Genomic DNA, 13,443 nt, shown 5'->3' with positions numbered 1-13,443 from the left:
GGAATGTGTTAGTCATAGACGCTGGAATTAGTTGGAAATCCTGGTTGATACACAAATATGTAATAAGCAGTCCGTACCGAGGGGGGATTATTCTAAATTTATGGGGGGAATTTTATAAATATCATCGCAAAATATTGACTATCAATACCTCCCGTTTTAAGACCGCCTTCGGCGGTCTTAAAACGGGAGGTGGGCAGGACCGGCGGTCCTGCCCACCTCCCGCTAAGAAAAAAGGTTTTTTGGGTACATACAATCCTTATATTAGTGCATGATTTTGAGATGCTTCCTGCTGATATGCCTGCTATTCCCTACCGTGTACACAAAAAGTTATGGGCAGGATATTACATTTAATCACCTCACCGTAGAAGACGGACTATCGCATAACGCCGTTTTATCCATCGCGCAGGACCAACAGGGTTTCATCTGGTTCGGTACCCATTATGGACTGAATCGCTACGATGGCCATCGTTTTAAAATATATCACCAACAGGCGGACGATACTACTTCCCTGCCGGGCAACCAGATCATGAGTTTGTACCGCGACCGGCAGCAGACGTTATGGATCGGTACTACTTCCGGCCTGGCAAAGTATGATCCGGTGCACGACCGGTTTACCCGTATCGTGCTGGACTCCGCACTTAATACCAATATCAATTGTATTTATGAAGATAGCAAAGGCCGCCACTGGTTTGGCGCCAACAACGGGCTGTATGTGATCGAAGGGACCAGGAAGCGGTTCATCGCTCCGCCCGACATTGCAGGATACGTGGTGCGATGTGTATATGAAGATAAAAACGGGAACATCTGGATAGGGACAAATACTGGTCTCACCAAAATAAATGGCAGCCACTATGAGCACTTCCGCCGGGAGGAAGGCCAGGCAAACACCCTTTCCATGAATTTTATTACCGCCATTACAGCGGATAAGCAGGGCCGTTTATGGCTGGGCACACAAACGGGCGGTGTGAATATTTACGATCCGGTTACCGGGCATTTTACTTTATTATCTCACCCAACCATTATTAATAATATAGTACGCCGGGTGGTACCTGACCAGCAGGGGAACATGTGGATTGGTACCCAGGAAGGCCTCACGATCATTGACCCGGTAACCATGCAGGCCCGCCATTACCGGCAGGATGCGCGCAACCCCGGCGGGTACGGGCTAAGCCAGAACTCACTGCATAGCATATACGCCGATAACAGCGGCGCAATGTGGCTGGGCACCTACTTCGGCGGCGTAAATATGGTACATGCCTATGGCTCTTCGTTTACCAACTGGCAACTACATCCGCCACTCAACGGCATCAGTAACAATGTGATCAGCAGCATCCGTGAAGATGCCGCGCATAACTACTGGATCGGTACTGAAGGTGGTGGACTCAACTTTTTCAATCGCGCTACCGGCACTTTTACCACCTATAAAAATGATCCGGATAATCCCGGTAGTCTCGGTTCAAATCTGGTAAAAGTGGTGTATGAAGATAAGGATCACCAGATCTGGACGGCGACGCATGGTGGAGGGCTCAACCTGTTGCAGAACGGGCATTTCAAAAGATTTTTTTACAATGCCAAAGACCCCGGGACATTCTCCCGGGAGGTAACCGCTTTGCTGGAAGACAGTAAAGGGCGCTTCTGGATAGGCGCCAATAACCAGCTACAGGTATTCCACCGGCAAGGCAGCGAATTAGTAAAACAGGCAGATTCGGTTATTACCGGCCCCGCAGGAAAACAATCCATCCGTTATCTGTTTGAAGATTCGCAACACCGCATACTCATCGGCACCATTAGTTACCTGTACGTACTGGAGGGCGACTCCATGCGGCTCCTGCATAACGGCTATGTGAATTCCATCCAGGAAGACCACCAGCACCAGATTTGGGTGAGTATGTACTTTGGTGGCCTCATAAAATATTCCCCTGACCTGAAACAGAAAGTGCAATACCGCGTGAAGGACGGATTGCCAAACGACAACGTCATCGGGCTGTTGGAGGATGATCAGCACGCACTTTGGATAAGTACTTACAATGGACTGGTGCGCTTTGACCCTGCCATCAATACTTTCCAGACGTTTACCACCAGCGATGGACTGGCGGGCAATGCGTTTAACTATAATTCTTTTTTAAAAGACAGTCGCGGTGAATTTTTATTTGGTGGCTATAACGGTATCACCAGCTTTTTCCCCGACCGGGTGGTGACAAACACCATCGCCTCCCCGCTGCGGTTTACCGGCCTGCGGTTGTTTAATAATCCGGTGGACATAGGCGAAGACAATGACCTGTTGCAGGAGGACATCAGTTTTACCCGCAGTCTGGCGTTTAAGCACAACCAGGAAGTGTTTACCCTTGAATTTGCATTGCTCAACTATGTAAAGAGTAATAAAAACAGTTATGCGTACCGGTTAGAAGGCGCGGACCGCGACTGGATAGAAACCAGTACACCATCGGTGACCTACACCAACCTTTCGTCCGGACACTATGTTTTTTGGGTAAAAGGCGCTAACAATGATGGCGTGTGGAGTAAACCGGAGCGGATGGAAATTACCGTCCTCCCTCCTTTCTGGCGTACCTGGTGGGCGTATACCTTATATATTATAGCGGTGGTGCTGTTATTCTTCTTCGTAACCCGGTTCTTTTTCCTCTGGGCTTTGTTACGGAAAGAAGAAGAATTGCACCAGGTAAAACTCAACTTCTTCACCCATGTGTCCCATGAAATACGCACACACCTTACGCTGCTGCTGGTACCGGTGGAGCGGATGATGGATGCCCTCCGAAAGGATGACCCCATGCAGAGTACGCTGGGACAGCTGCGCAACAACGCCGACCGGCTGCTGAAGCTGGTGAATGAGCTGATGGATTTCCGAAAGGCAGAAACCAATCACTTACGGTTACATATACACGAACAGGACCTGATTCCGTTCATCGACCAGATTTATACCGGCTTCCGCGAGCTGTCGCTGAACCGCAACATCAGTATGGAGCTGCGCCATGAGCAGGACCACGTGTGGCTGTACCTTGATCCCGAGCAGCTGGAAAAAGTATTTTTCAACCTGCTCACCAATGCTTTTAAATTTACACCGGACGGTGGCCGCATACAGATGCACGTATCCTCCAACAGGCAACATTGTGTTATAACGGTAACGGATAATGGAAGAGGCATTGCACCGGAATATGTGGACAAGCTGTTTACGAATTTTTTCCAGGTGCAGGACCACGGGTTGCAAAATACCGGTTATGGGATAGGCCTGGCGTTATCTAAAAATATAGTGGAACAGCATAAAGGCACGCTCACGGTACAAAGTGAGCCTTCTACTCCTGAAAAGGAAGGCTGCACGATATTTACCGTCACCCTGCCGCTGGGCAGCAGGCATTTTGAAGGCAGTATTCATACCGTGGGTGCTACGCCGGCCATGCCTAAAGCAGCTACCAAAACGGTACTTACAACGGAAGAAACCACAGATACTGGCGTCACCGCGCAACAACCGTTTACAATTCATATCGTGGAGGATAACCCGGAACTGCGGGCGCTGATCAGTCAAACATTCCGTGGGCAATACACCGTGCTGGAAAATGAAAATGGCGCGGACGGTCTTCAAACCGCTACCACGCAGATTCCCGATCTGATTATCAGCGATGTGATGATGCCGGAAATGGATGGACTGGCATTTTGCCAGGCCATTAAAACTGATGAGCGTACCAGTCACATTCCAGTAATACTACTGACGGCAAAAAGCTCGCAGGCCGACCAGGTAAGCGGCCTTGAAACCGGGGCTGACCTGTATCTCACCAAACCATTCAGTACAAAAGTACTGGCATTGAATGTACGCAACCTGCTGACTGCCAGGGAAAAGATGCGGGAAAGATATAGCCGGCAAATGCAAACCATTGTACCAGCGCCGCCGGAGCCGCTGCCTACCAGCGTGGATAATGCTTTCCTGGAAAAGGTGATCGCCCTGGTGGAGGAGCACATGGAAGACCAGGAATTTGGGGTGGACATGCTCGCCAGGAAAGTAGCGATGAGTCAGCCCGTGCTGTACAAGAAACTCAAAGCCGTGACGAACATGTCCGTCAATGATTTCATCAAATCTCTCCGGTTAAAAAAGGCCGCCGCCCTGATACGCACCCGTGAACATACCGTGTACCAGGTATCCTATATGGTGGGGTATAACGACCCGAAATATTTTAGCCGGGAGTTTAAGAAACAGTTCGGAAAAACCCCTTCGGAGTACGCCGGGGCGGCGGAATTGTGAAAATTCACCCTATTCATTTAGAATATCCACCCGTACTCCTGGCGCGGCTATAGTAGATTTGTTACAAACCCACAGTTATGAAAATCAGATTTCTACTTATCATGGCGCTAAGCCTGATGGCGCAAATCAGTCGGGCTCAAACTGAATACACCACCATCATGGACCGTATTCGGGCGGAGTTATTGTCGCAGGCATCCAACACCACCACGCTGGACAACAACGTTACCAGCACCCTGGCCACCCTCCAGGCAAATGGCTCCTGGCCGGATGTGAGCTATGCCTACAGCGCTACCACCTATACGGCGGATGTGCACATCAACCGGGTTAAGACTTTCGCCCAGGCCTATACGAAGCCGGGCAGCACCTATTACCAGAGCAGCACTTTGTTTAATGCCATCGTGAGCAGCCTTACCTATTGGAACACCACCGATCCGCAAAGCTGGAACTGGTACCACAACCAGATTTCGAATCCCCAGCGCATCGGGGAAATCCTGATTCTGCTGGAAACAGCCCCTGCGAGTTTGGGTACCCTCCGTGCAGCCCTGCTTACGCAGATGAACCGCGGTAACCCTTCCGCACAAACGGGAGCCAACAAACTGGATGTAGCCACCCACTTCATGTACAGAGCCTGCCTTACGGCAAATGATTCACTGATGCAGTATGGCGTGGATCAGATATTCTACCCGCTGATGCTGACAACCGCCGAAGGTATTCAGCACGACTACTCCTACCAGCAGCACGGGCCGCAACTCTACATCTTTGGCTATGGCAGCGTGTTTGTGGAAGGGGAAACCAAAATCGCGTATTACCTGCGGGGTACTTCCTATGCTTTGTCGGGTTCCAGGCTCAGCATCTTCAGCAACTTTGTGCGCAATGGATTCCTGAAGGCCATGCGGGGTAAGTATATCGATTATGGCACCAATGGCAGGAGCATCAGCCGGGAAAATAACTTAGCCGTTGGCGTTACTGCACACCTGGAAAAGCTGAAAGTACTGGATACGGCTAATGTGGTGGAGTACAACCAGAATATAGCACGACTCAACGGCACCCAGGCGCCGGGTTACCAGCTGCCGGACCTGCACACGCATTTCTGGCGCTCGGATTATTCCCTGCATCATCGCACCGGTTATCTGTTTGGGGTACACCTGACTTCTACCCGTACCGCTAAGCAGGAAAATGGGAACGGCGAAAACCTGAAGGGGTATTATCTCTCTGACGGGTCCACGCACATCGCCATGAACGGCAATGAGTATTACAATATCCCGCCGGTATGGGACTGGAGCCGCATTCCGGGCACTACTGTGCCTTATATTACGACCATTCCTTTACGCACCTCCTGGGGCGTGAACTTTGGCACTACGGCCTTTGCCGGCGGTGCGTCTGATTCGTTGTATGGCGTATCCGCCTTACAGTTTTCCGACTATAACACCCAGGCGCGCAAGGCCTGGTTCTTTTTCGATAAAGAAGTGGTTTGTTTGGGGGCCGGTATAACGTCAACGGCTACACAGCCGATTAACACTACCGTGAATCAATGTTTGCTGAATGGAACGGTATCCGCAAAAATTGGTGGTGCGGTGAGTACCGTGGCCAACGGCAGCTATACCTATAATAATAACCTGAAATGGATTACGCATAACGGCGTGGGCTACTACTTTCCGAACGGCGGGCAGCTGCAGCTCACGATGCAGTCGCAGAGCGGCACCTGGCGCAGCATTAATAATGGTGGCAGCACTACCGTGCAGAACATGAACGTATTTACCCTGTGGTTTAACCACGGTACCACCCCTTCCAACGGAAACTATGCTTACTATGTATTGCCGGGGCAGGACATGAATACCTATGATACCACCGCGGTGCGGGTGTACCAGAATACATCGGCCATGCAGGTGGTATATCATGCGGGTTTAAATATCTGGGAGATGGTATTTTACCAGGCAGGTACATTCCACCAGGATTCGGTAACGGTAACGGTGGACCGGCCCTGCGCCCTTATCTTAAAGCAGGTTGGAAGCGCTAATGTAAAGGTCACAGTAGCTGATCCGGCGCAATCGTCGCTGCCGGTGAACATATATTTTAACCTGCCGGGCATTACCCAAACCAGGCTGCTTACTGCCGCTATGCCTTCTGGTGCTTATGCCGGCAGCACGGTAAGCTATAACGTGAACGCCAGTACGCCAATTTATAGTGTTGCCAGTGTACCTGCGGTGGCAGATGCTTATGTACGCGGCGGCAGTGCCTACGCGGGCGTAAACTATGGTACCGGCAGCCTGGTGCTGAAGCAGGATGCTTCCATCAGCTATACCCGGGAAATATTCCTGAAGTTTAATGTTAATGCCCTGCCTGCTGCTACCAACCAGGTAAAACTACGTATGTACGTAAACTATGCAAATACTTCCATTGCTACCGTGCCATGGATCTTGCAGTATGTGAGCAACGATAGCTGGACCGAAAGCGGTATCACCTACAATAATATGCCGGCTGTCAGCAGTGCCGTAGATACTATCATGGGTCGCGCTGCCGGTAATTATGCTGAATGGGATGTGACTAACATTGCATTGGCGCAGCAGGCCGGCGATGGTGTGCTGTCGCTCAAACTTGTATCAGGCCTTGCCGGTGCTACTACGGATGCGATCTTTCCATCCCGCGACGGTGCTGATTCCACACAGCGACCGGTTTTGCTGTGCAGTACTGAAACCACAGCCATGAGTGCCCTTGCCTTAAGTGAAGATAAAATTAGCGGCACCAGCATCTACCCAAACCCTGCTGAAAAATTTATCCGTGTAAACAGTGATAAACAGTGGTTGCAGGCGGAAATCAGAGATGCAAACGGTAAACTGCTGAAGGTGGTAAATGTGGCGAAACAGAGCAGTGCGCAATTTGAAATACCGTTGGATAACGTGCAACCGGGGATGTATATATTGGTGTTAAGGGGAAAAGGAAAACAGTTAGTGAAGAAGATAGTGAAGATGTAAAATGTAATTTTTTGTTTCTCCATCGCCCGCCGAAGGCGGGCGATGGCTGTTATGTCCGGACCGAGGTTCGGACATTTCTATTAATAATCAAATAGTATTACTTATAAATTTTAAATCAGTTATTAATATTTATATATGTGACAATTAAATAATTCTTAAGTAGATGTATATACCTTTGCAGTCGATCAATTTACGTAGCTGAGAATTTTTCCATAAACACAAAATCTGTCCTTTATAGTTTAAATCAGAATTTGCTGCCGCAAGGCGGCATTTTCTGTTTATACAAGCTAGTGAGATGCAGGAGCGGTAGTGGTTAAATCCCGCGTTTGTGGCCGCAGGAAGATCAGCAACATGGCCACCGCGGCGAGAATCACCAGCGACATGAGTGCAAAATCGCGCCCCAGGTGCCCCGCATCGGTTGATTTGCCAAGGAAATCAGTGACAACAGCCCCGCTAAACACGCCGCCCATATTCATCAGCCCATACGCCGTAGCGCGATTAGCCGGTGCTACAAACTGGCAAAGTATCGGCATGTTGTTGGCATCAAACATTCCAAAACCAACACCGAAGCAGAACGCGGCAGCAATGAGGAAAAACGTACCGTTACCAATCCCCAGAAACAGCAGGGCTGGTATGGTAAGACTCAACCCGATTGCGCTCGTGTATATACGCCCTTTCAGGTTGCGCTGCACCCAGCGGTCAGACAACGGCCCACCGATGGCCACACCTATGAACGACGATAGTGCTGTTGTGATGGTGGCCAATGGTCCCGCTTCACTCATCGGTATATGTAGTGTGCCTGCAAACAAAGTAGGCAGCCAGTTTTTGATGGCCCATCCCGGAATACTGGGAATGGAAAAGTAAAGGAAGATTACCCAGAATGGCAGTAATAGTACTACCAGTTTGATACCACTGAAAAAGTTGGGGCGTACCTGTTTTTCTATGGGCGGCCGGTACTCCCGCAGGAATAGTAGCAGCACCACTGCGTATACGATGCCAATAAGTCCAAACCAATGGAAGGTTTGCTGCCAGGAGAAAGTAGCCGCAATAGTTGCCCCAAAGCCGCCCAGCGCCTGCCCCATATAAAGGCCGGTCATATGAATACCTACAGCCAGCGAGCGGGTGGACGACTGATGGTAATCCGCAATCAGCGAGAGGCCTGCGGGAATATACAGTGCCTCACTGATGCCCATTACGGCACGTAGCCAGTAAAGCTGATTAAACGTAGTAGCATATCCCATCAGCAGCGTTACTGCCGACCATACAAACAAGCTACCCACGATGAGGTATTTGCGGTTGATGCGGTCAGCGATGATGCCGCTCACCGGCGACATGAGTCCGTATATCCACAGGAACACGGCCATCAGTCGACCAAAGCTGGTAGCGCTTTCCAACTCGGCAATGCTTTGCTGGATCGCGGGCTTCATGGTCGACAACATTTGCCGGTCCAGGTAATTGAGCAATGCTACAAACCACAGCAGGCCTACCACTACCCACGGATAATATTTACTGTTTTTCATAACGTTTTGGTATGTCTGTTATCTGATGCCGGCGGCCCATACGTGTGGCGTTCTGACGCCGGGCCTTACTTCCCCTCCTGGTAAAATAACCATATTATTCCAGCGGGCCAAAGTAGTGGTCACCGGCGCCCAGTAACTGCCATTGGGATTCGTAGAGGCGTCCGCGTTAATATGAACGGGTACGTTGCCGCTCAGTGTCCATCTATCATTGCTAATATCATAGGTCCGGATGTTCGTTGAAAATCCGGGATGTTGTTCTCTCAGATCGCCTGCAGCGTCTTTACCGGTGTCGCCACCAATGATGGTCAGCTTACCATCCTGCTCCCACGCAGGTGATGGTGCAGCCACAACGGCTTCCGGCAAATCAGCGCAGCGTTGCCAGCCACTTTGCGGGTGATATCGCCAGGCATCGCGCAGGTACGTGCGCTTGCCCTGCAGCAACGCCGCACCGCTAAATAAGTAGAAGTAATTGCCGGCGGCACCTGCCACCGCGAGCATACGAGCCGGCCCCGGGCATGCCGGTAAGGCCTTCCAGCCACTGTCCAGCGCATAAAGATCCAGCATATAAAAATCCACGGCGGCGGTATCAGCGGCTGGAGTATGCAAACCACCGGCCACGTATATACGATTTTCGACGAGGGCACCGCTGCAATTAGCCAGGGTAACCGGTAATGAAGGCAAGGTATCTGTCTCAATATTTCCGTTTTTCCAGCGCAGCCGGAATACCTCGGCGTAATGCCCTTCAGCATTACTGCCGCCAACGCAGATCAGGCCTTCCCTATCGACTACCGAAACGCCGTAACCCAACGCCCGAGGGAGTTTTCCGGCCAGCTTCCAGCTACCTTCCGGCTTTTCCAGTACGTATACGTGATCATACCAAACTTTCTTTCCGCCGTTCCAGGGCGTGCCTCCGCCGGGGAAATTACTGCCGCCGGCCACCAGCAACGCTCCATGAGAGGTACCGGCAAAGGACCCTGCAAACCCCGTGGTATCAGGGATTGCAGGCAGGGTGTCCCAATGGAGCGAAGCAGCCGGATGGTTTTTACAATGCTCGTTCATCAGCATGGTTAGTATAACGATTAAGAGTAAGTAATGCTTGCGGGTCATATACACCTTAGTTTGTCACCGACTGCAAAACAGCTGCAAACCCTATCTCATCCAGGTATCGGGCGATTTTCTCCTGCTGTAATACATCCAGTGTGGTGAGTGGTAAACGGCAAGGTCCCAGGTCAGTGCCTAACAGTTTCATTATGGCTTTTTGTGTAGGGATAGGTGAATACCATCCCAGGCATTGAATCATTTTCACCGCCTGGTATTGCATCTCCCTGGCACCTGCTATATCACCTTTTTCGAACAGTTCCAGGATTTTCAGGTACAATGGTGCCGCGAAAGTATAGGTGCTGCCAATTGCTCCTTTGGCCCCAACCGCCAGTGCCGGCAGCAGCAGCTCATCGTAGCCGAAGAGTATATCATATTTGCCATTGCCGTAATGGAGGCAGGCCTGGTATTCATGCAAAGTGGCGGCGGTATACTTGATACCCGCCAGGTTGGGAATCCGGTTTTCCGCCAGCTCCAGGAAATCCAGCGGATTTACGGCCACGCCGGTAATGGCAGGAATGTGATAATAGTAAAAGGGCAGGGAAGGCGCTGCAGCTGCAATCTGCGCCATACAGTCCACCATATTGGCGGCTGATGCCGGCTTGAAATAAAAAGCGGATACAGCTGAAATAGCATCGGCACCGGCTTTTTCCGCATGGGCAGCCAGCCTGCGGGATTCTGCAATGGAAGAGTGGCCCACGTGTACCAACACAAGGCAGCGCTTATTGGCAGCCTTCACAAAGGCTTCTACGGTGGCCATACGCTCCTCGGAAGTGAGGTTAGGTCCTTCTCCATTGGTACCGCAGATAAACACGCCTTTAACGCCCTGTTCTACCAGGTTATTTATGAGGGAAGGAACCAGTGAAAGGTTCAATGAGCCATCATCATTAAATGTGCTGAACGTAGCAGCGATCAATCCTTGTATTTTCATTGTTGCTTATTTCTGGTTATTTGTTTGCTGCAGCCATTGCGGCGTGAATGTTTTCAGCACCAGGCTATAGTTGAATCCTTTGTTATTTTGTGTATTGGTTTCGTACAGGCAGTAAATAGTTCCGTTTTTGCCCGTGGCCATGTCACTGTATCCAGAAGGGCCGCTATCCAGCACCTTGTGCAGCTTCCAGGTTTTTCCATCGTCAAAAGAAACACTCGCTGAAAGATTTGCACGCGGATTTTTTTCAATATGCCGGCTGTCAGGGTTTACGAACACCAGCGCTGGTTTGCCTTCCGGCTTCCACAACGGCACACGCACTATACTGGCCATGCAGGTAGGATCAAAGAGTTCAGGTGCAAGGCGTGCAGGCGTCCATCCGCCAATACCATCCGGACTTTCACTGAAGGCGCGGCGCTTCGCCGTGGATGGATTGCGGATGCTGAGCAGTACACGCTGGTCCGACAACTCTACCGGCTGGCTCTCATTCGGATTTGGAATCAATGCCGAGGAATCTGCTACAATGGCGCCTCTGTGCCAGGTAGCGCCGTGATCGTCGCTGTAAATCGTGGCCACACAGGATGGAGCGTGACTCCGGCGCGGCGTGAGCTTGCGGGAATCCGCCAGCCATACGGCTGCGAGGAGTCGGCCCGACTGTAACTGTATCCCATGGCCGGGTCCCGGTGCCAGCACTTTCCAGTTATATTCCGGTTTAAACTGATCGTATACGTGCGTGATGTTTTCCGGCACCGACCAACTTTTCCCATCATCTTCCGAACGGATGTACCAGGCATCTTTGTAGTCTTTCTGATACAGCAGGTGCACCACTCCCCTGTCGTCCACAATGGGCGTGGGATTGCCAACGGGCGACTGCCTGCTGGTATCCAGCACCGTGATGTTGCTCCAGGTTTTACCACCGTCCGTACTGCGTCTGAGGATCAGGTTCATATCCGCCCAGTCGCTGGCATTGCCGATCCTTCCTTCGCAAAAGGCCAGCAGTGTTTGTTTGGGTGTGAGCACCAGCGCAGGAATACGCATGGATGCGTATTTGTCGTCCGGCTCAAACACTACGCCGGAAGCTGTTTCAGCAGCACCTGTCGTATAGCGGGCGGCGTTACAGGCAAACAAGCCCATGCCGGCAGCTACTAGTAACGGAAACAATATTTTGTCAGGCATCCTTATCATCTTTATAAAAAATTAATATCCTTCCGTTTGTGTCATATTGGGATTATTAGCCAGCACCGTTGTATTCACCGGCCAGAAAAGCGGCGTGGTTTTACCTTTCAGGTTAGGCACATATTTATATACATCGATGGTACCCCCTTTATGAAAACGTACCAGATCGAACCAACGCTTATTTTCAAAGAAAAGTTCCCTGCCGCGCTCGTCCAGTATTTCCTTTTCCATGGCCGCAGTACTCATTTCGCCGGTATACAAGTCAATACCAGCCCGCTGCCGCACGAGGTCCAGGTACTTTTTACTATTGACAAAATCCGCCAATGCAGCGTAGGCCTCCGCTTTCATCAAATACAAATCCGCCAGCCGGTACACGATGATATCGTTATCGGAGTAACGATCGTCCGCATATACGGTGCCGGGATATTTGGTAATCCAGCTGATCTTAGGCCCGGCGGGATACATATCCGCAATCCAGGTGAATGGAATACGTTTGTCAGCAGGGTATTTAAAGAGTGATTTCGACAACGGGCTGATCTGGTAAGCACCTTGTCCGTTCGTGGAATTTTTCACGTATGGAATTTGTTCCTTATTGGTAGCGCCTTCCAGTACGTCTTTAAAAGGTAAAGCATTCTTGCCATAGTTGCCACCTGGTGTTTCATCCTTGCTGTAATAGGCTGCCAGCAAAACTTCGCTGTTCGCCGATGCGCGATTACCGGTTACTTTAGAGAAATCCGCATTGAGCGTAAGGCCAGTGCTTTCCACTTCCGTAACGGCGTTGACGGCGGCTTGCAGGTCGCCCTCGCCACCGCCCTGCACGCGGGCTTTCCAGAGCAAGGCATCGGCTTTCATAGCCATCACACTCCCATAAGAAAAACGATATTTGGAAGCATAGGTGGTTTTGGAAAAATTGGACATGGCGGTAAACTGCGCGATGGCAGCATCCAGGTCAGAGAGGATTTGCGCCATCACTTCCTGGTCGGTACTACGCTTATGCTGGATCACGTTTTCATCGGTAATAGCTTCGAGCACAATGGGCACGCTGCCGAATACACGCAGCAGGTGAAAGTAGAAATAAGCACGCAGGGCATATGTTTCGCCCACAATTTTCTTTTTGAGATCGGGTGTGGCAGCAAATTCAAAGCCTTTTATTTTATCGAGCAGCAAATTACAATGCCCGATGCCGCGGTACCATTCTGAATAATTCACTGCGCCGTTGCTGGGCGACAACGTTTGTGACCAGGCCACCGTAAAGCGGGAATTAGTGGCAGATATCAGCTCTTCACCACGTTCCATGCCGTAGGTAACGTTGTTGGCTATACTCCGCATAACGGAATAAATGCCTGTCACATTCGGTTCAAAATCTCCTTCACTGTGGAAAAACACCTGGTCCGTAATCTGCGACTGTGGCTCCACCTCCAGAATTTTATCACAGGCGGTAAACAGTGTCAGCACCAATATATAACAGCAAATCTTTTTCATAATTCAAAGTTTAAGTGA

At 50.6% G+C, this 13,443-nt stretch carries 7 protein-coding genes; 2 read left to right on the top strand and 5 right to left on the bottom strand.

From position 1 onward, the window contains the following. Window positions 1-268 precede the first annotated feature (268 nt). The gene (locus BUB18_RS08500) at window positions 269-4,249 is read left to right on the top strand and encodes a hybrid sensor histidine kinase/response regulator transcription factor (RefSeq protein WP_083549609.1); all 3,981 of its coding nucleotides are present in this window, start codon (window positions 269-271) and stop codon (window positions 4,247-4,249) included. Between the two features lie 77 nt (window positions 4,250-4,326). Continuing rightward, a complete protein-coding gene (locus BUB18_RS08495; RefSeq protein WP_083549607.1) occupies window positions 4,327-7,221 on the top strand; it encodes a polysaccharide lyase family 8 super-sandwich domain-containing protein in 2,895 nt (964 codons plus the stop codon). Between the two features lie 287 nt (window positions 7,222-7,508). Here the strand turns inward: BUB18_RS08495 and BUB18_RS08490 are convergent, their stop codons facing one another. From BUB18_RS08490 to BUB18_RS08470, 5 genes are read right to left on the bottom strand one after another with little or no spacing between them, the layout of a single operon-like run. Then, the gene (locus BUB18_RS08490) at window positions 7,509-8,741 is read right to left on the bottom strand and encodes an MFS transporter (RefSeq protein WP_073079889.1); all 1,233 of its coding nucleotides are present in this window, start codon (window positions 8,739-8,741) and stop codon (window positions 7,509-7,511) included. An 18-nt stretch (window positions 8,742-8,759) separates the two neighbouring features. After that, window positions 8,760-9,848 carry a hypothetical protein gene (locus BUB18_RS08485; protein ID WP_073079887.1) on the bottom strand — a complete coding sequence of 363 codons (1,089 nt, stop codon included), beginning with the start codon at window positions 9,846-9,848 and terminating at the stop codon, window positions 8,760-8,762. 7 nt (window positions 9,849-9,855) lie between these two features. Next, window positions 9,856-10,770, bottom strand: a complete 915-nt coding sequence (locus BUB18_RS08480) for a dihydrodipicolinate synthase family protein (RefSeq protein ID WP_073079885.1) — start codon at window positions 10,768-10,770, stop codon at window positions 9,856-9,858. Between the two features lie 6 nt (window positions 10,771-10,776). Then, a complete protein-coding gene (locus BUB18_RS08475; protein WP_245805630.1) occupies window positions 10,777-11,943 on the bottom strand; it encodes a sialidase family protein in 1,167 nt (388 codons plus the stop codon). A gap of 21 nt (window positions 11,944-11,964) precedes the next feature. Then, window positions 11,965-13,425, bottom strand: coding sequence for a RagB/SusD family nutrient uptake outer membrane protein (locus tag BUB18_RS08470; protein ID WP_073079881.1), 1,461 nt, complete (start codon window positions 13,423-13,425; stop codon window positions 11,965-11,967). Window positions 13,426-13,443: the final 18 nt, after the last annotated feature.

The organism is Chitinophaga jiangningensis (genome assembly GCF_900142605.1).
Taxonomy (GTDB): domain Bacteria; phylum Bacteroidota; class Bacteroidia; order Chitinophagales; family Chitinophagaceae; genus Chitinophaga; species Chitinophaga jiangningensis.
The sequence above is the reverse complement of the archived record's forward strand: the minus strand, read 5'-3'. Positions and strand labels throughout refer to the sequence as shown.

What these genes read in the sequence shown, in the direction of transcription:
- BUB18_RS08500 (WP_083549609.1), top strand. Translation starts at nt 269, where the DNA reads ATGATTTTGAGATGCTTCCTGCTGATATGCCTGCTATTCCCTACCGTG.
- BUB18_RS08495 (WP_083549607.1), top strand. Translation starts at nt 4,327, where the DNA reads ATGAAAATCAGATTTCTACTTATCATGGCGCTAAGCCTGATGGCGCAA.
- BUB18_RS08490 (WP_073079889.1), bottom strand. Translation starts at nt 8,741, where the DNA reads ATGAAAAACAGTAAATATTATCCGTGGGTAGTGGTAGGCCTGCTGTGG.
- BUB18_RS08485 (WP_073079887.1), bottom strand. Translation starts at nt 9,848, where the DNA reads ATGACCCGCAAGCATTACTTACTCTTAATCGTTATACTAACCATGCTG.
- BUB18_RS08480 (WP_073079885.1), bottom strand. Translation starts at nt 10,770, where the DNA reads ATGAAAATACAAGGATTGATCGCTGCTACGTTCAGCACATTTAATGAT.
- BUB18_RS08475 (WP_245805630.1), bottom strand. Translation starts at nt 11,943, where the DNA reads ATGCCTGACAAAATATTGTTTCCGTTACTAGTAGCTGCCGGCATGGGC.
- BUB18_RS08470 (WP_073079881.1), bottom strand. Translation starts at nt 13,425, where the DNA reads ATGAAAAAGATTTGCTGTTATATATTGGTGCTGACACTGTTTACCGCC.